Consider the following 14,186-nt stretch of genomic DNA (forward strand, 5'->3'; position numbering starts at 1 on the left):
GGCAGTTGCAGGGTCAGCAACTGGTAGTCCGGGTCGTAATGGCTGACCCGGCCTTCCACCACCACGCCCGCGTCGTCACCCAGGGCCAGGGGCAGGTCCAGGCGCGCCAGGGTCTCGCCCACGGGGCCGCTGGCCAGGGCCCGGCCATCGCTGAGCAGGACGATATGGTCGGCCAGGCGCGCCACTTCATCCTGGGAGTGGCTGACGTACAGCACCGGGATATCCAGCTCGTCGTGCAAGCGTTCCAGGTAGGGCAGGATCTCGCTTTTGCGTTTCGAATCCAGGGCCGCCAGGGGCTCGTCCATCAGCAGCAGCCGCGGGCTGGTGAGCAGCGCCCGGGCAATGCCGATGCGCTGGCGCTCACCGCCGGAAAGGTGCTGCGGGTGGCGCTGCAGCAGGTGGCCGATGCCCAGCAGTTCAGTGGCCTGGGCCATGTCCACCCGGCGCTGTGCCTTGGCAATGCGCCGCAGGCCGAATTCCAGGTTGGCTTGCACGGACAAGTGGGCGAACAGGCTGGCCTCCTGGAACACATAGCCCAGGGAGCGCTTGTGGGGCGGGACGAACAGCTTGCGCTGGCTGTCCTGCCAGACTTCGTCGTTGATCTGAATGCGCCCGCGGCCGGCTTTTTCCAGGCCGGCGATGCAGCGCAGGCAGGTGGTCTTGCCCGAGCCCGAATGTCCATACAAGGCTGTTACCCCGCGCCCTGGCAGTTGCAGGTCGAGATCCAGGGCGAAGTCGTGGTAGCCCAGGTGCAGCTTGACGTGAATGCTCATCGGTTCAGCTCCAGCCGGCTTTGGTCTTGCGGCTGGAGTACAGCGCCAGCAGCACCAGGAACGAGAACACCAGCATGGCCCCGGCTAGCCAATGGGCCTGGGCGTATTCCATGGCCTCGACGTGATCGTAGATCTGCACCGAGACCACTCGGGTCTTGTTGGGGATGTTGCCGCCGATCATCAGCACCACGCCGAACTCGCCGACGGTGTGGGCAAAGCCGAGGATCGAGGCGGTGATGAAGCCTGGCCGCGCCAGGGGCAGGATCACCGTGAAAAAGGTGTCCCAGGGGTTGGCGCGCAGGGTTGCGGCCACTTCCAGGGGACGGCTGCCAATGGCAGAAAAGGCATTTTGCAACGGCTGTACCACGAAGGGCATGGAGTAGATCACCGAGCCCAGCACCAGGCCGGCAAAACTGAACGTCAGGGTGCCCAGCCCCAGGGACTGGGTGACCTGGCCGAAGAAACCGTTGGGCCCCAGGGCCAGCAACAGGTAGAAACCTATCACCGTGGGTGGCAGCACCAGGGGCAGAGCCACCACGGCGCCGATCGGCCCCCGCAGCCAGGAGCGGGTGCGCGACAGCCACAGGGCTATTGGAGTGCCGACCACCAGCAGGATCAGCGTGGTCAGGGACGCCAGCTTGAGGGTCAGCCAGATGGCGGAAAAATCGGCACTCGACAGGCTCATTTACAGTTGATAGCCGTAGGACTTGATCACCGCGGCGGCTTTTGGCCCCTTGAGGTAGTCAACCAGTGCCTTGGCGGCCGGGTTGTCCTTGCCCTTGTTGAGGATGACCGCGTCCTGCTTGATCGGGTCGTGCATCTGGGCCGGGACGATCCAGGCCGAACCGCTGGTGACCTTGCCGTCCTTGTAGATCTGCGACAGGGCGACGAAGCCCAGCTCGGCATTGCCGGTGGAAACGAACTGATAGGCCTGGGTGATGTTCTGGCCTTCGACGATCTTGTCCTTGACCTTGTCGGTCAGGCCCAGCTTGGCCAGTACCTGGGTTGCGGCCAGGCCGTAAGGCGCGGCTTTCGGGTTGGCGATGGACAGATGCTGGTACTGGTTGTCCTTGAGCACCTGGCCCTTGGCGTCGACGTAGCCGTCCTTGGCCGACCACAGGGCCAGGGTGCCGATGGCGTAGGTGAAGCGCGAGCCCTTGACGATGTCGCCTTCGCTTTCGAGCTTTTGCGGGGTGCTGTCGTCGGCGGAGAGGAAGACTTCAAAAGGCGCGCCGTTCTTGATCTGGGTATAGAACTGCCCGGTAGCGCCGTAGGCGGCCACCAGTTTGTGCCCGGTGTCTTTCTCGAAGTCGGCGGCGATCGCCTGGATCGGTGCGGTGAAGTTGGCGGCCACCGCGACCTGTACTTCATCGGCCTGGGCCGAACCCAGGGCGAAGACAGCGAGCAGGGCGGCGAGGCAAGTCGGGGCAAAACCTGAGGCGCGAAGGTTCATCAAACAGCTCCATTGGGGGGACGGATGCGTTGGGCAGTGAGTTATTGGAAGGGGCCTGCACCAAGGCGAGGGGGAATCGCTATATAGCGGAATATATAGCGATTTGTCGATGAACGGAACTCTGTTGCCAGCGCTTGTTGCCCGGGCCGCGATGTGGATCGCGGCTCTAGTGAATCAGCGTCTGCGCAGTTGTGCCAGGGTTTGTTCGGCCAGGCGCAGGGTCAGTTCGTAGGCGGGCAGTTCCACCCCCAGGCGCAGGGCCTGGCCGGACCAGAGGTTGGCGAAGTCCGCCTCGTCCTTGGCACGCAGCGGCATCAAGGCGCCGCCGGCCCGGGGGAAGGCCGGCGCCAACGGGCTGATGGGGCCGATTTCGCGCATGACGCGGTTGACGATGCCCCGGGCCGGGCGCCCGGTGAACAGGTTGGTCAACGCGGTTTCGCTTTCCTTGGCGTGGCGCAGGGCATGGTGGTGGGCGGCGCTGACCTTGGCTTCCGGGGTGAACAGGTAAGCGGTGCCCAGTTGCACCGCCGAGGCTCCCAGGGCCAGCGCCGCGACGATGCCCCGGGCATCGCCGATGCCGCCGGCGGCAATCACCGGCAGTTGCACCGCGTCGACGATCTGCGGCACCAGGGCCATGGTGCCGACCTGGCTGTTGAGATCGTCGCCGAGGAAGATTGCCCGGTGGCCGCCGGCTTCGTAGCCCATGGCGATGATCGCGTCGCAGCCGCGCTCCTCCAGCCAGAGCGCTTCATCGACGGTGCTGGCCGAGGACAGCACCTTGGCTCCGGTGGCCTTGACCCGGGCCAGCAACGAAGGCTCTGGAAGGCCGAAGTGGAAACTCACGACTTCAGGGCGCAACTCTTCCACCAGTTGGCAGGTGCTCTCATCGAAGGGCGCGCGGTTGCTGACCGGGGTCGGAGCATCGAAGTCGGCGCCCAGCTCGCGATAGTAGGGCTCCAGGGCGTTCTTCCAGCGTTGCTCGTGTTCGGCATCGACGGGCTGCACCTGGTGGCAGAAGAAATTCAGGTTCAACGGGTTCTGCGTGGCTGAGCGAATCACCTGTACTTCCTGGCGGATCTGCCCGGCGTCGAGCATGGCGCAGGGCAGGGAGCCCAGAGCACCGGCCCGGGAGGCGCCGATCACCATGGCGGAGCCGGAGGGGCCGGCCATGGGCGCTTGGATGATGGGCAGGGCGATACCCAGCAGGTCTAAGAGGCGGCGATCAGTCCATTGGCTCATTTGCGGGAATTCTCCGTCGGCAGGTTTAGACGATGCAGCCCGTGGTTTTTATCAGGAGATGGCGCCCCGAGGCCAGCTGACTTTTCCACGGGGCTCGATTCCAGGCCTTTGCAACCGATACAGCGGCCGCTGCCGACGGCTGTCGGCGGCGTCGATCCGGCGCTAGACTGCGGCGGATATTTTTCCTCATCGCACCCCTCAAGGAAGGCTGGCCATGGATGTAAAACTGCGTGAAGTACTGCCGTTCAGCGTTGCAGGCCTGCAAGTAAGGACCCTCAACGCCGCCGAGCAACAGGCCGACAGCGCCCGGATCGGGCCGATGTGGCAGCGCTTCTATGTCGAGGGGCTGTTCGACAAGATCAGCCCTCGCCAGGCTGATTCGTTCGTCTACGGCGTCTATTCCAACTACGAGTCCGATGCCAGCGGGCACTTCGACGTGACCGCCGGCGTGGCGCTGGAAGGTGCCTGCGCCGACTACCCGAGCGTGGCTGTCCAGGGCGGGGATTACCTGGTGTTCAGTGCCAAGGGCGCGATGCCCGATTGCGTGATCCAGACCTGGGGGCTGATCTGGGCCTACTTCCAGGACAACCCCCAGGTCCGGCGCGCCTTCGCCACGGATTTCGAGGTCTACACCAGTGCCGATTCGGTGGCGATCTACATCGGCATCGAGGCCTCGCAGGCCGCTTCGCGCTCCAGCAACTGACGCTTGCGTTCCACACCCCAGCGGTAGCCTGAAAGGCTGCCGTCGCTGCGTACCACCCGGTGGCAGGGAATGGCCACCGCCAGGCTGTTGGCCGCGCAGGCCTGGGCCACGGCGCGCATGGACTTGGGCGCGCCAATGCGCTGGGCAATTTCGGCGTAACTGGCGGTGCTGCCCAGAGGAATGCTCCTCAGGGCCTGCCATACCCGCTCCTGGAACACCGTGCCCTGCAGATCCAGGGGCAGGTCCAGGCCAATGGCCGGGGCCTCGATAAACCCCACTACCTGGGCGACCAGGCGCTCGAAATCGCGGTCGGCACCGATCAGGTTGGCCCGGGGGAACTTGTCCTGCAGTTGCTCCAGCAGCGGGCCGGGTTCATCCCCCAGGAGAATCGCACACACACCGCGCGCGCTTTGCGCCACCAGTATTGCCCCCAGGGAACACTGGCCGAGGGCGAAGCGGATATCGGTGTTGGGGCCGCCGGCGCGGTAGTCGCTGGGCGTCATGCCCAGCAACTGGTCGGCCGCTTCGTAGAAACGGCTGTTGGAGTTGAAGCCGGCGTCATACAGGGCTTCGGTGACCGACTGGCCGCGTTCCAGGTGGGAGCGTACCTTGCGTGAGCGTTGCGCGTTGGCATAGGCCCGGGGGGTCAGCCCGGTGGCGGCCTTGAACACTCGGTGAAAGTGATAGCTGCTCATGCCGGCCTGCTGCGCCAGCTGGCCCAGGCTGGGCGGTGTTTCGGCGCCCTCGATCTGCCGGCAGGCCAGCGCCACCAGCGTGGCATGGTGCGCCGCGACCTGGGTCTGGTCACTGGCCAGGCGCTTGCTCGGGCGGTAGCCGGCGGCTTCGGCTTGCTCGGCGCTGTCGAAGAATTCGACATTCTCGGCCTTGGGCAAGCGCGACAGGCTGCTGGGGCGGCAATAGACGCCGGTGGTGCGCACGGCGTAGACAAAGCTGGCGTCGGCGCTGGCATCGCGCTTGAGCACGGCTTGCCAGCGGGGGTCCTGTTCGATGCGGTGCTTGCGCGACAAGGCGGTCATGGTCGGTACTCGGTAAGCGGTGGCGGCCAGATTAACCAAGGCGGGGCCGTTCGGCACTCCGGGGCTTGCGCTTGAATTCTCAACCTCAGCCGGCCCGGCGCAAGGTCAGGTTGATCCGTTGCTGGCCCAACAGCGGGTGGTGGCCATCCTTGAGGGCCAGCACTCCGTGATAGCGCAGGCGGTCGACGCCGCCCCAGACCACCACATCGCCATGCAGCAGCGCGACCCGCTGGCTCTTGTCGCTGCGCTGCCGGCCGCCGAAGAGAAAAATCGCCGGCAGGCCCAGGGACAGGGACACGATAGGGGCCGAGTAGTCGCGCTCGTTCTTGTCCTGATGCAGTGACATCTTTGCCCCCGGCCGGTAGCAGTTGATCAGGCATGAGTCCGGGGCGAACCCGGGAAAGCCGGCCGCCTCGGCTGCGGCTTCGGCCAGCTCCTGGAGCACCTTGGGCAGTGCTGGCCAGGGGCGCTGGCTTTGCGGGTCGATGGGGCTATAGCGGTAGCCGCTGCGGTCGGTGGTCCAGCCCAGTTGCCCGCAACTGCTCAGGCCCACCGACATGGTGAAGCCGCCGGGCGTCTGCATCTGGCGAAAGGGCGCAGCGGCGAGCACGGCATCGAGTTGCGGCAGCAGCGTTTTGACCCAGGGCAGGGCGAAGCCGCGCAAGACCCGGGACTCTGGGCCCAGGACCTCGACGCGGGCAGGCTGCTGCAGGTCGCTGTCACTGAACAGCCCGAGGGTGGCTGGGCCGTCATCATTACAGTGCATCGTGAAAAATCACTCCAAGGGTATGGCGCTGGCCACTGTGAACGCGGCTGACACCGTGGCGCAAGGTCACCCGATAGTGCCCGCGCGCTCCGGCTACCGGGCGATGATGCACGGCGAAAACCAGCCCATCACCCTGCTTCAGACCAATGACCTGCGGCCGCGATTGCATGCGTGGGCGCTGTTCGGTGAGCACCAGTTCACCGCCGCTGAAGTCGCTTCCCGGCTGCGACAGCAGGAAGGCCACTTGCAAGGGGAATACGTGCTCGCCGTACAGATCCTGGTGCAGGCAGTTGTAGTCCCCGGGGCCGTATTGCAAGAGCAAGGGCGTCGGGCGCATCTGCCCGGCGTCGTGGCAGCGCTGGATGAAGGCGGCGTGTTGCGTCGGGTATTGGGCGTCGATATTCATCAGGCGGTTCCAGCGGTTGGCCTGGTCCACCAGGCGCGGGTAGAGCAACTGGCGCAATTGCGCCACGGGCTCCGGCAGCGGATAGCCAAAATACTGGTACTGGCCACGGCCAAAGCCATGGCGGGCCATGATCACTTTCGAGCGAAACAACTCGGGGCTCTGGTAAAGCCGGCTCAGGGCCTGGCATTGCGCTGGAGTCAACAGGCCTTCGAGGCGGGCGCAGCCGTCCTGGTCGAGGGCCTGCTCGATGCGGGCCCAATCCAGTTGTTGCAGGCGATCGTGTAGCGAGGGGGCAGGCATGGCGGGAGTGTCCTGGGGCGGTAGGGAACCCGGCCAGTCTGCGGCACGGTTGGCCGCCGAACACTCCGTTGCTTGCGCTTGAATCGGTGGTGCGCAGCGGCGCTCTACAAGGCCTTGCTGACGCTGACGTCGCTGATGACATCGTCGGACTGGCCATGCAGCGCCTCGAGGGCGGCCCGGGCTTCTTCCTCGGAGCCGGTCTGCAGCTGGGCGAATTCGAAGCGGCGCTCACCGTTGAGCTTGTATTTGATGACGTACTTGGTGGTCTGGGGCACGGGGCTACCTGTTGTCGCGAGAGGAGGGCTTAGCGCAGTTTCGAGCTGGAGCGGCGAATGATGCGGATCGAATGCGTCAGGTTCGGCTTGCGGGTCACGCTGATGGGCCGCCGGTTGACGGTGTCGATAGTGATGTTCCAGAAACCGGTGCTGGGGGCGGTGATCTTTGCCGGGAACTTGTCGAAGGCGCCGCCGTGATAGGTGTGACGGCCGCCGTTCTTGAAGCTGCGGAAGTTGGCGTCGCTCATCAGGCGAATGTTGCAGACCTGGGAGCATTCGATGACGACGATATCGTCTTCGTTCAGGTGCTCGCGCTGGTGGATGAATTTCATGGGCGCCTCCAGAAGGGCTATAGCTACAAAAGCAAAAAACGTTTGCGTGGGCGGTGGCGCAGTTTATCAGGCCCAAAGGAGTATTATTCGGCCCCGGCGTCGAGCTTTGACAATTTAAAACAGTTATTTGGATTTTTATCGGCGATAAAGCCGTGCCTCCGGAGAAAAACAGCGCCTTTGCTGTCGGAGGGACTTTATTGGAGATTTTTATATGAAGCGCTGGGTGTGGGTTCTGGTCTTGGCCATCGGCGGTTGCGCAAGCGTCTCGGACATCAACCAGACACCGCCAACCCTGAGCGTGATTTCCGGCAAGAAGCCTCAGGAATACGCCAAGTGCCTGGCCGACAAGCTCTCCGGCAGCCGCGGCGCGCTGCAGGTCGAGCCACACAAGGATGGCTTTCGGGTACTAGTGCCCCAGAGCCTGTCGCCGGCCCCGGCTGCGGTGTTCTACATTGAGGCGCGTTCCGGTGGCAGCAGCATCAAGCTGCACGAACAGTTGAGCAACAACCCGTTGCGCCCTCAGGATGTGCGCAAGGCCGGTGAAGACTGTATCTCCGGCTAAGCCGTTGCTCCATGCGGGTGACAGGCCCCGGTTACCCGCTTGCATCCCTTCTCCAGACTTTGCCCCAGGCCCCGGGTAGCGCCACCAAGCGCGGCCCGGGGCTGCTTTTGCGTGGGTAGAAGCCTTGTTGCACTGCGGCGATTAGCCGCTTTTTTTCGCCTGGTAAAACCTTGTGTTGCTGTTCGGTATTCGATAGGCGTGGGGGCAATTTCGCGTTGTCCCGGTGGATCAATTGACCTACTATTTGTGTGCTTATGCCATGCGGGTCTAAGCATATAACTAGAATAATGGAGTCCATATGATCCCACTGGATCGAATGCTATTGAGTGGCCTGATGCTGCTGTTGGTTCAAACTGCCCATGCCGTGGAGGGGCAGAAAGTCTTTACCCAGGGAGGCGCCCAGCCGGGGGCGACGGCTTGCCTGGCCTGCCATGGCGCCGATGGCATGGGCCTGGCTCCGGCCGGGTTTCCACGTCTTGCAGGGTTGCCGGCGGGCTATCTGGGCAAGCAGTTGCACGACTTTCGCAGCGGCGCCCGCACCAGCCCTGTGATGCAACCCCTGGCCAAGGCCTTGAGTGAAGAGGAAATCACCGCGGTCACCACGACCCTGGCCGCCATGCCTGCGCCCAAGCTGGTTCCTGTCAGCCGTAGCCAGGTGGCCACCGGTGTCGGTGAGCGTCTGGCCCTGCGTGGTGCCTGGGAACGGCAAGTGCCCGAGTGCGTCAGTTGCCACGGACCGGGTGGCGTGGGCGTCGGTACCGCCTTCCCACCCCTGGCCGGGCAGCCTGCCAGCTACCTGGTGGCACAGCTCAACGCCTGGCGTGAAGGTACCCGCCACAACGACCCCAATGACTTGATGGGGCACATCGCCAAATCCCTGAGCGCCGAAGAAGTGGCTGCCGTGGCGGACTACTTTGCAACCTTGAACTCCCAGGAGACGCGCCCATGAAACTATTGATTCCAGGGGCGCTGCTGAGCCTGCTCGCGATCCAGGTCCAGGCGGCCACCATCGCCATGGAGGACCAGTCGCAGATCCCGGCGCCGAGCGCTTCCGCCCATGTCGAGTACTTCAAGCCGCCGGCTGAAAGCGAGCTGCCGGACAATGCCTACGGCAAGCTGGTACGCGAAGGCTACGCCCTGTTCGTCGATACCAAGCGCCTGGCGCCGCAGTTCGTTGGCAACGGCCTCAATTGCAGCAATTGCCACCTTGATCAGGGTCGCCTGGCCAACTCGGCGCCACTGTGGGGCGCGTACCCGATGTACCCGGCCTATCGCAAGAAGAACGACAAGGTGAATACCTTTGCCGAGCGCCTGCAAGGCTGTTTTCAGTTCAGCATGAACGGTGGCAAGCCGCCGGCGGCGGACAGTCCGCAGATTACCGCGCTGTCGGTGTATGCCTACTGGCTGGCGAGCAAGGCGCCGCTGGGCGTCGAGCTGCCCGGGCGCGGGTATCCCGACGTGGCGCAGCCCGCCAAAGGCTACGACCTCAAGCAGGGTGCGGCGGTGTATCAGGCGCAGTGTGCGGTTTGCCACGGTGACAACGGCCAGGGCCAGAAGGCCGGTGCGGATTACGTGATGCCGCCACTCTGGGGCAAAGATTCCTACAACTGGGGGGCAGGAATGCACCGGATCAATACTGCGGCGTCCTTCATCAAGCACAACATGCCTCTGGGCAAGGGCGGCAGCCTGAGCGATCAGCAGGCCTGGGACGTGGCGGCGTTCGTCAACAGCCACGAGCGGCCGCAGGACCCGCGCCTGGTGGAGGGTTCCATCGAGAAGACCCGGGTCAAGTTCCACGCCAATGATGGGGTGAATTTGTACGGTCAGACGGTAGAAGGCGTGCTGATAGGCCAGGGCATCCGATAAACTAGCGCCCATTGTTGCCGGTGCCGCCCGGGCTCACGCCTGGGCGGCATCGATTTTTTGGGAGAAAGCATGAAGCGGGAAGATGTCAGGGCAAAGCATGCAGAGGGCTTGATCTCTGCCACCCACGTGATCCAGAACCCGGCCAATTCAGGGGAATGGATTGTGTTTTTCAAGAAGAGCGCCGGGCGCAGCTATTTTCTGGTGGACGACAGCGACGAGGTGGAATCTTTCTGCCGTCTCGACGACCTGATCGAAACCATTCGTGGCCTGGGCATCAAGTTCGCCGAAATTCATATGTAGAGGGCGTGCGCCTTCTACTTGCAGACCACCACCACGCTGCGGCTTTTATAGTTGCCAACATCGACGCCGAGGGTCTTGTCGCTTTCCTTGGTGGCGGGCGTGCCGACAGTGCTGACGATCCGATAGCCGGTGCCGGCGCAGGACGCCTCGGCTTTCTCGTAACAGCTGGCCCAGGAGCTGGCCTCGCCAGAGCAATCGATGCTCAGGCCTTGTTCGCCATTGGCCAGGTAGGTATTGGAGGCGGTGGCACATCCACTCAGGGCCAGTACTGCGGTAACAGTGAAAAGTCTGTTCATGGGGGATTTCGTCATCTGAGGGGGAGGGGGTGAAGTGGCCGTGCATGCCAGTGGCGATGCTATAGCTAATGGCCATTTCGGTACAGCACGTCACCTTAGTCCTCCGCGGGTCTGCAAAAGTGCCGCAGCCCCTCTGGGTGAGGGAGTTGTGGTGCCTGCGGGTGAACATCGCCAGGGCGAAAACGGTGCCATCATGGAGTCCGGATGGCCCGCCTTGGCCGTTGAGTCGAGGGTGTGCCTGGTCGATGCCTGGGGCATTCCGGCAACCCTGTGCAGGTGCCGGTTTACAAGCGCTGCGCGGTGATGGAGGTTTACCTGGCAGGCTATCTGGAGGATGCTGCGGAACTATCCGGCACTTTATTTCTCTATGATGGCAGCGGTTAGCCAGCGCGGGGCATTGTAAGGCGCTCGCGCCCTCATTAGACTGCGCCGAAACTCGTACACACAGCCTTTTTAAGGACTCATATGATCAAGAAATGCTTGTTCCCAGCAGCCGGTTACGGTACTCGCTTCCTGCCAGCGACTAAAGCCATGCCTAAAGAAATGCTGCCGGTGGTGAACAAGCCACTGATCCAGTACGGCGTTGAAGAAGCGCTGGATGCCGGATTGAATGAAATCTCCATCGTGACCGGCCGCGGCAAGCGCGCCCTCGAGGACCACTTCGACATCAGTTACGAGCTGGAAAACCAGATCAAGGGCACCGACAAGGAGAAATACCTGGTCGGTATCCGCAAGCTGCTGGACGAGTGCTCGTTCTCCTATACTCGCCAGACCGAAATGAAAGGCCTGGGCCACGCCATTCTGACTGGCCGCCCGCTGATCGGTGACGAACCCTTCGCCGTGGTGCTGGCGGACGACCTGTGCGTCAACCTCGAAGGCGACGGCGTACTGACCCAGATGGTCAAGCTGTACAAGCAGTTCCGCTGCTCGATCGTGGCCATCCAGGAAGTCGATCCGCAGGAAACCAACAAGTACGGCGTGATTGCTGGCGAGATGATCCGTGACGACATCTACCGCGTTCACAGCATGGTCGAGAAGCCAAAGCCGGAAGACGCACCGTCGAACCTGGCGATCATCGGTCGTTACATTCTGACTCCGGACATCTTTGACCTGATCGAGCAGACCGAGCCGGGCAAGGGTGGCGAGATCCAGATCACCGATGCCCTGATGAAGCAGGCGCAGAACGGTTGCGTGATGGCCTACAAGTTCAAGGGCAAGCGTTTCGACTGCGGTGGTGCCGAAGGCTACATCGACGCAACCAACTTCTGCTTCGAGAACTTCTACAAGACCGGCAAGGCTTACTGATAGCCGCTGCACGGGTTTTTCGGAAAAGCCACCTTCGGGTGGCTTTTTCATTTGTCGCCCTTATGTAGACCTCTGCGCTGACCCGATCGCCATCTGCGGTTATGCTTGTCAGCCTGCCTGGGAGAGTGAAATGGCCTACGATTTTGATCTTTATGTAATTGGTGCCGGTTCCGGCGGTGTGCGCTGCGCGCGATTCGCGGCGGGTTTTGGCGCGAAGGTCGCGGTCGCTGAAAGCCGCTATCTGGGCGGTACCTGTGTCAACGTCGGCTGCGTGCCGAAAAAGCTGCTGGTGTACGGCGCGCACTTCGCCGAAGACTTCGAGCAGGCCTCGGGTTTCGGCTGGTCCCTGGGTGAGGCGAATTTCGATTGGGCGACCCTGATCGCCAACAAGGATCGCGAAATCAATCGCCTCAACGGCATCTACCGCAATCTGCTGGTCAACAGCGGCGTGACACTGCATGAAGGCCACGCCAAGCTGATCGATCCGCACCAGGTAGAGGTCAACGGCCAGCGCTACAGCGCCAAGCACATCCTCATTGCCACCGGCGGCTGGCCACAGATCCCGGATATCCCGGGGCGTGAGCATGCCATCAGTTCCAACGAGGCCTTCTTCCTCAAGGAGCTGCCCAAGCGCGTGCTGGTGGTGGGCGGTGGCTACATCGCGGTGGAGTTTGCCGGGATCTTCCATGGCCTGGGCGCCGATACCCAGCTGTTGTATCGCGGTGAGCTGTTCCTGCGCGGTTTCGACGGCGCAGTGCGCAAGCACTTGCAGGAGGAGCTGACCAAGCGTGGTTTGGGCCTGCAGTTCAATGCCGACATCGAGCGCATCGACAAGCAGGCCGACGGCAGTCTTGAGGTCACCCTCAAGGATGGTCGCAAGCTGGCCGCCGATTGTGTGTTCTATGCCACCGGGCGCCGGCCGATGCTGGACAACCTGGGGCTGGAGAATACCGGCGTGAAGCTCGACAAGCGCGGTTTCATCGAAGTGGACGAGCAGTATCAGAGCAGTGAGCCGTCGATCCTGGCGATTGGCGATGTCATCGGCCGCGTGCAACTGACGCCGGTGGCCCTGGCCGAGGGTATGGCCGTGGCTCGGCGCCTGTTCAAGCCCGAGCAATACCGTCCCGTGGATTACCAGATGATTCCTACGGCGGTGTTCAGCCTGCCGAACATCGGTACCGTCGGCCTCACCGAAGAGCAGGCGCGAGAAGCGGGGCACAAGGTGCAGATCTTCGAGAGCCGCTTCCGGCCGATGAAACTGACCCTGACCGACTGCCAGGAACGCACCCTGATGAAGCTGGTGGTGGACGCCGACAGCGACAAGGTCCTGGGGTGCCACATGGTCGGCCCGGATGCCGGTGAAATCGTTCAGGGCCTGGCAATTGCCCTGAAGGCGGGGGCGACCAAGCGCGACTTCGACGAAACCATCGGCGTGCACCCGACGGCCGCCGAAGAGTTCGTCACCATGCGTACGCCTGTCGCGGGCTGATCAAGCCTTCGCAGGTGCGTCTGGCTGGGCCTTGGTGGCAGCAGCCAGGCGCAACGCCTCCAGGCCGGCCTCGGCCTTGGTGGCGCGCAACTCCATCTCCTTGCTCGATCGAGCCTGTTTCCTGGTTTGTTCCTTGAGTGCCTGAACTTCTTCCTGGGCAACGCGCAGGCGTTCCTGGAGCAGGGTGCTTTCGCTGTCCTGGCGGGCGACCTGTTCGCTCAGGCGGGCCTGTAGCGCCGAGTTCTTACTGGCGGCATCCTGGGCTTGCTTGAGCTCTTTGTGGATGGCGCGCTGTTCGCTGAGCAGGCGCTCGTTATCGCGATGCAGTTGGGTGATCTCGTCCTGGCGTACCAGCGCGCTCTGTTGGGCCTGGCGCAGCTCCATCTGGATCTGTTGCAGCTGCCCTTCGTGGCGGCGCTGCTCCTGTTCGCGCTGTTCCTTGCTGGCCGCGCGGTAGTGCTCCAGGGCGTCCCGGGCATGCAGGTGCTTTTCCTCCAGGGAGTGGATCTGCTGCTCCTTGTCCTCCAGCCGCAGCTCAAGGCCCTTGAGTGCCTGGTTGAGTTCGGCGTTGCGGGTCTGTTCGCTCTGCAGCATGGAGCGAGTGTCTTGCAGGGCGGCGCTTTCCCCGGCCAGGGCGCTGGCCTGAATCTGCAACTGCTGTTGCAACTGCTCCTGAAGCTGGTGGGCTTCGTTCAACTGGTGTTCCAGCACCTGCTTCTGTTCTTCGAAGTGGGCGAGGGCTTGCTCCAGGGGTTCCTGGGCCTGCTCCTGCAGACGTTGCGCTAGGCGCCCCACCAGTTCACCCAGTTCTTGGTCCAGGGGTGCAGGGCCGCTGTCACGCCGGCTGGCGCCGTCATCCAGCTCCTTGAGATAGCGGTGGATGGTGGTTTTCGAGCCGGTATTGCCCATTTCGATGCGTACTGCATCGATGCTGGGGTGTTCGCCGCGGGCAAGAATCGCCTGACGCGCTTTCTTCACCACCGCCTTGTTTATGCCTCCGCGAGCCATGCATCCTCCGACGATTTAGTACTGTGTTACGTGGTATGTAATTACATTGAATTGTACAGCAGATGTGAAATTATCA

General features: G+C 63.1%; 18 protein-coding genes. 7 read left to right on the plus strand and 11 right to left on the minus strand.

Annotated features, from left to right (window positions below; all coding sequences use genetic code 11):
• The 4 genes from modC to F6S12_RS19135 form a co-directional block, all read right to left on the minus strand.
• On the minus strand, positions 1–773 hold a 773-nt coding region (modC, locus tag F6S12_RS19120), incomplete at its 3' end, for a molybdenum ABC transporter ATP-binding protein (protein WP_315869213.1).
• A 4-nt stretch (positions 774–777) separates the two neighbouring features.
• Positions 778–1,458, minus strand: coding sequence for a molybdate ABC transporter permease subunit (gene modB, locus F6S12_RS19125; protein WP_210672355.1), 681 nt, complete (start codon positions 1,456–1,458; stop codon positions 778–780).
• A complete protein-coding gene (gene modA / locus F6S12_RS19130; RefSeq protein WP_011061694.1) occupies positions 1,459–2,226 on the minus strand; it encodes a molybdate ABC transporter substrate-binding protein in 768 nt (255 codons plus the stop codon). It abuts the gene before it with no gap.
• A 174-nt stretch (positions 2,227–2,400) separates the two neighbouring features.
• Complete coding sequence (locus F6S12_RS19135; RefSeq protein ID WP_015635893.1) at positions 2,401–3,465, minus strand: NAD(P)H-dependent flavin oxidoreductase; 1,065 nt, start codon at positions 3,463–3,465, stop codon at positions 2,401–2,403.
• A 214-nt stretch (positions 3,466–3,679) separates the two neighbouring features.
• Here F6S12_RS19135 and F6S12_RS19140 point away from each other — a divergent pair, with 214 nt between their 5' ends.
• The gene (locus F6S12_RS19140) at positions 3,680–4,168 is read left to right on the plus strand and encodes a GyrI-like domain-containing protein (protein WP_011061692.1); all 489 of its coding nucleotides are present in this window, start codon (positions 3,680–3,682) and stop codon (positions 4,166–4,168) included.
• Here F6S12_RS19140 and ada read toward each other — a convergent pair.
• The 5 genes from ada to F6S12_RS19165 form a co-directional block, all read right to left on the minus strand.
• The gene (gene ada / locus F6S12_RS19145) at positions 4,120–5,205 is read right to left on the minus strand and encodes a bifunctional DNA-binding transcriptional regulator/O6-methylguanine-DNA methyltransferase Ada (protein ID WP_011061691.1); all 1,086 of its coding nucleotides are present in this window, start codon (positions 5,203–5,205) and stop codon (positions 4,120–4,122) included. The genes F6S12_RS19140 and ada overlap by 49 nt on opposite strands.
• 85 nt (positions 5,206–5,290) lie before the next feature.
• Positions 5,291–5,971: a DNA oxidative demethylase AlkB gene (gene alkB, locus F6S12_RS19150; RefSeq protein WP_053152007.1), complete on the minus strand. Its 681-nt coding sequence runs from the start codon at positions 5,969–5,971 to the stop codon at positions 5,291–5,293.
• Positions 5,961–6,677 carry a 2OG-Fe(II) oxygenase gene (locus F6S12_RS19155; RefSeq protein ID WP_315869214.1) on the minus strand — a complete coding sequence of 239 codons (717 nt, stop codon included), beginning with the start codon at positions 6,675–6,677 and terminating at the stop codon, positions 5,961–5,963. Before F6S12_RS19155 ends, alkB begins: the two co-directional genes overlap by 11 nt.
• Positions 6,678–6,781: 104 nt before the next feature.
• Complete coding sequence (locus F6S12_RS19160; protein WP_015635890.1) at positions 6,782–6,952, minus strand: hypothetical protein; 171 nt, start codon at positions 6,950–6,952, stop codon at positions 6,782–6,784.
• Between the two features lie 29 nt (positions 6,953–6,981).
• On the minus strand, positions 6,982–7,284 hold the full coding sequence (locus tag F6S12_RS19165) for a DUF1883 domain-containing protein (protein ID WP_011061687.1): 303 nt from the start codon (positions 7,282–7,284) through the stop codon (positions 6,982–6,984).
• 211 nt (positions 7,285–7,495) lie between these two features.
• Between F6S12_RS19165 and F6S12_RS19170 the strand changes: the two genes are divergently transcribed.
• The 4 genes from F6S12_RS19170 to F6S12_RS19185 all read left to right on the plus strand — a co-directional run bounded on the left by F6S12_RS19170 (position 7,496) and on the right by F6S12_RS19185 (position 10,012).
• The gene (locus F6S12_RS19170) at positions 7,496–7,846 is read left to right on the plus strand and encodes a hypothetical protein (RefSeq protein WP_041118543.1); all 351 of its coding nucleotides are present in this window, start codon (positions 7,496–7,498) and stop codon (positions 7,844–7,846) included.
• 298 nt (positions 7,847–8,144) lie between these two features.
• Entirely contained in the window at positions 8,145–8,795 is a 651-nt protein-coding gene (locus tag F6S12_RS19175) for a c-type cytochrome (protein WP_315869215.1), read from the plus strand.
• 65 nt (positions 8,796–8,860) lie between these two features.
• Positions 8,861–9,712, plus strand: coding sequence for a c-type cytochrome (locus F6S12_RS19180; protein WP_373366096.1), 852 nt, complete (start codon positions 8,861–8,863; stop codon positions 9,710–9,712).
• A 69-nt stretch (positions 9,713–9,781) separates the two neighbouring features.
• Positions 9,782–10,012, plus strand: coding sequence for a hypothetical protein (locus F6S12_RS19185; RefSeq protein ID WP_011061683.1), 231 nt, complete (start codon positions 9,782–9,784; stop codon positions 10,010–10,012).
• A gap of 14 nt (positions 10,013–10,026) precedes the next feature.
• Here F6S12_RS19185 and F6S12_RS19190 read toward each other — a convergent pair whose 3' ends face one another.
• Complete coding sequence (locus tag F6S12_RS19190; protein ID WP_011061682.1) at positions 10,027–10,308, minus strand: hypothetical protein; 282 nt, start codon at positions 10,306–10,308, stop codon at positions 10,027–10,029.
• Between the two features lie 465 nt (positions 10,309–10,773).
• On the opposite strand from F6S12_RS19190, the gene galU reads away from it, so the two are divergent.
• Together galU and gorA are read left to right on the plus strand one after the other, a co-directional pair.
• The gene (gene galU, locus F6S12_RS19195; RefSeq protein WP_011061681.1) at positions 10,774–11,613 is read left to right on the plus strand and encodes a UTP--glucose-1-phosphate uridylyltransferase GalU; all 840 of its coding nucleotides are present in this window, start codon (positions 10,774–10,776) and stop codon (positions 11,611–11,613) included.
• A 130-nt stretch (positions 11,614–11,743) separates the two neighbouring features.
• Positions 11,744–13,102 carry a glutathione-disulfide reductase gene (gene gorA / locus F6S12_RS19200; RefSeq protein WP_041118540.1) on the plus strand — a complete coding sequence of 453 codons (1,359 nt, stop codon included), beginning with the start codon at positions 11,744–11,746 and terminating at the stop codon, positions 13,100–13,102.
• Here gorA and F6S12_RS19205 read toward each other — a convergent pair whose 3' ends face one another.
• Entirely contained in the window at positions 13,103–14,110 is a 1,008-nt protein-coding gene (locus F6S12_RS19205; protein WP_011061679.1) for a DNA-binding protein, read from the minus strand.
• Positions 14,111–14,186: the final 76 nt, after the last annotated feature.

The organism is Pseudomonas sp. JV245A (assembly GCF_032424515.1).
GTDB lineage: Bacteria > Pseudomonadota > Gammaproteobacteria > Pseudomonadales > Pseudomonadaceae > Aquipseudomonas > Aquipseudomonas protegens.

Bases quoted from the DNA above. Each gene is read 5' to 3' on its own strand.
- modA (WP_011061694.1), bottom strand. From the start codon at position 2,226: ATGAACCTTCGCGCCTCAGGTTTTGCCCCGACTTGCCTCGCCGCCCTG.
- F6S12_RS19165 (WP_011061687.1), bottom strand. From the start codon at position 7,284: ATGAAATTCATCCACCAGCGCGAGCACCTGAACGAAGACGATATCGTC.
- F6S12_RS19190 (WP_011061682.1), bottom strand. From the start codon at position 10,308: ATGAACAGACTTTTCACTGTTACCGCAGTACTGGCCCTGAGTGGATGT.
- F6S12_RS19140 (WP_011061692.1), top strand. From the start codon at position 3,680: ATGGATGTAAAACTGCGTGAAGTACTGCCGTTCAGCGTTGCAGGCCTG.
- modB (WP_210672355.1), bottom strand. From the start codon at position 1,458: ATGAGCCTGTCGAGTGCCGATTTTTCCGCCATCTGGCTGACCCTCAAG.
- alkB (WP_053152007.1), bottom strand. From the start codon at position 5,971: ATGCACTGTAATGATGACGGCCCAGCCACCCTCGGGCTGTTCAGTGAC.
- F6S12_RS19185 (WP_011061683.1), top strand. From the start codon at position 9,782: ATGAAGCGGGAAGATGTCAGGGCAAAGCATGCAGAGGGCTTGATCTCT.
- F6S12_RS19155 (WP_315869214.1), bottom strand. From the start codon at position 6,677: ATGCCTGCCCCCTCGCTACACGATCGCCTGCAACAACTGGATTGGGCC.
- F6S12_RS19170 (WP_041118543.1), top strand. From the start codon at position 7,496: ATGAAGCGCTGGGTGTGGGTTCTGGTCTTGGCCATCGGCGGTTGCGCA.
- galU (WP_011061681.1), top strand. From the start codon at position 10,774: ATGATCAAGAAATGCTTGTTCCCAGCAGCCGGTTACGGTACTCGCTTC.
- ada (WP_011061691.1), bottom strand. From the start codon at position 5,205: ATGACCGCCTTGTCGCGCAAGCACCGCATCGAACAGGACCCCCGCTGG.
- F6S12_RS19180 (WP_373366096.1), top strand. From the start codon at position 8,861: ATGGAGGACCAGTCGCAGATCCCGGCGCCGAGCGCTTCCGCCCATGTC.
- F6S12_RS19205 (WP_011061679.1), bottom strand. From the start codon at position 14,110: ATGGCTCGCGGAGGCATAAACAAGGCGGTGGTGAAGAAAGCGCGTCAG.
- F6S12_RS19135 (WP_015635893.1), bottom strand. From the start codon at position 3,465: ATGAGCCAATGGACTGATCGCCGCCTCTTAGACCTGCTGGGTATCGCC.
- F6S12_RS19175 (WP_315869215.1), top strand. From the start codon at position 8,145: ATGATCCCACTGGATCGAATGCTATTGAGTGGCCTGATGCTGCTGTTG.
- gorA (WP_041118540.1), top strand. From the start codon at position 11,744: ATGGCCTACGATTTTGATCTTTATGTAATTGGTGCCGGTTCCGGCGGT.